At 61.7% G+C, this 1,766-nt stretch carries 2 protein-coding genes and 1 tRNA gene; 1 reads left to right on the top strand and 2 read right to left on the bottom strand.

Annotated elements, in window-relative coordinates; all coding sequences use genetic code 11:
- Positions 1-785: 785 nt before the first annotated feature.
- On the top strand, positions 786-1,139 hold the full coding sequence (locus EN750_RS32745; RefSeq protein WP_127399149.1) for a hypothetical protein: 354 nt from the start codon (positions 786-788) through the stop codon (positions 1,137-1,139).
- Between the two features lie 45 nt (positions 1,140-1,184).
- Here the strand turns inward: EN750_RS32745 and EN750_RS32740 are convergent.
- Together EN750_RS32740 and EN750_RS32735 are read right to left on the bottom strand one after the other, a co-directional pair.
- Positions 1,185-1,259 (bottom strand) — tRNA-Val (locus EN750_RS32740).
- Positions 1,260-1,398: 139 nt separating this feature from the next.
- Positions 1,399-1,766: HAD-IA family hydrolase (locus EN750_RS32735; RefSeq protein ID WP_127399148.1), on the bottom strand; the 368-nt coding region annotated here is incomplete at its 5' end.

Raw genomic sequence — 1,766 nt, 5'->3', positions numbered from 1 at the left:
CTCCGACAGCTTCTTGGCATTGGGCGGCGGCAGCGGCTTGTCGTCCGCGGCGAGGGCCGGCGCGCCGGCGAGAAGAACGGCGACGCTTGTCGCCAGCAGAAATCTGGACATGGCTTTCCCTCAAGTTTCGTCGGACAGAAACTCGCTGGCGCGCCGGTTTGTTCCGCAGCTGGAACAGATGACGATTTGGTCTGCCGATTTGCAGCTGCCCGAATGAGGGGCCGCCGCCCGCTTGACTTACGCAGCGCGTCGTTGAGCGGGGTGGAGACCTGAACGGGCTCGACGAGGGTCGACGGCGGTCACGATGCTGTGGTGGTGATCGCAATAGACGCGATCCGCCGAAGTTGGCCCGGCACAGAAACGATAACCGCCGGGTACCGACCGGTCTTCGCTTACCGGGAAGCGGCACTGATAGACGCCTAGCTGAATGAGGGGGACGTCTTTCGAAATTGGTCTGACATTTTCAGGCATGGTTTTTCAGGTTCCTGGTTCATAGCCATTGCCGGCTGACGGCCGCAATGCGACCGCGTCAAAGCGAGCTTCTCTCGTTTTGGAGGGCTGTGGGTCACCATATGGTGTTGGTCGCGGTGTCAATGAAGCCCCGAAAGCCTGCTTTCGCAAGCCAATCGTTGCGACTTAAGGCCACACTTGCCGCTGGGAGGGCGGGCTCGGAAGCGAATCCGTTTTGTCAGCAGACAGTGTGGTCGCGTCCCCGAGCATCTCTGCGAACCGCTTCGCCGGTGCTAAAGTGTGTCTGCACTCGCCAAACAGCAGGGATATGAGGCATGCCCGAAATCACACGCCGTACACTTCTTGCGTTCACCGCCGTGGCCTCGGTCATTGAACCGAAATTTGCCGAAGCGGAAGGGGCCTCACCCGAATTGCGGGCGCTGATCGGAGCCCATGAAGCCAGCTATGTCGGGCTTCACAGGGCTGTTCATCGAGTGGGCAGCAGCAGCCACGAACGCAAGAGGGCAGACCGGATCGAACAGGAAGCCTTGCTGGCCATCTGCTCTTATCCGGCGATCAGCCGAGGCGACCGCCAGGCCAAGGCCGATTACCTGTTGACCGCCGAGGCTCGGGGTGAACTCGACCTGGAAGAGCACATGCAAGCCATCCTGCACTCGATGAAGCGCTGATCGCGGCTGGTGCATCTCCAGACATCGCCGACTTCCGTAAGGATTTGGTGGGCGATGCAGGGATTGAACCTGCGACCCCACCCGTGTGAAGGGTGTGCTCTCCCGCTGAGCTAATCGCCCGCTCGTTGCCCGAAGGCCAAGCGAGCCGCGATATAAGGTAGGCGGGTGCGGTAAGTCAAGGCGGTGTCCGGCGTTCTGACAGGGATCGGTTTTGCTGTGCTTTGCGCCCTGTCTCGGACCGACGCCGGCCGCCTTCCGGTCAGTTTCCAGCAGCGGCGATCAGCCTTTGCGCAAGATCGAGCGTCAGCGCATCGAAATGCGAAATGACAGCCGAGGGTTCGAATTCGCGGACATGGCGGTCGGTGTAGCCGAAATCGACCGCCACCACCGGGATGCCGGCGGCTTTCGCCGTATCGATATCGGTTTGCGAATCGCCGACCATCAGCGCGCGGTGCGGGTCGCCGCCGGCCAGCTTGATGGTCTCGATCAGATGGCGCGGGTCGGGCTTGCGGAAGGCGAACGTGTCCTGGCCGGCGATGGCCGCGAAATGTCTGGTCAGGCCGAGCGCCTCGATCAGCGCCAGCGAGTTGGCTTCGTATTTGTTGGTGCAGATGGCCAGGATATAGC

The sequence above is a fragment of the Mesorhizobium sp. M7A.F.Ca.ET.027.03.2.1 genome (genome assembly GCF_003999175.1).
GTDB lineage: Bacteria > Pseudomonadota > Alphaproteobacteria > Rhizobiales > Rhizobiaceae > Mesorhizobium.
Note: the sequence above shows the minus strand (reverse complement) of the source record. Positions and strands in the feature narration are given on the sequence as shown.

Coding starts and splice junctions, on each gene's coding strand:
- EN750_RS32745 (WP_127399149.1), top strand. CDS start 786: ATGCCCGAAATCACACGCCGTACACTTCTTGCGTTCACCGCCGTGGCC.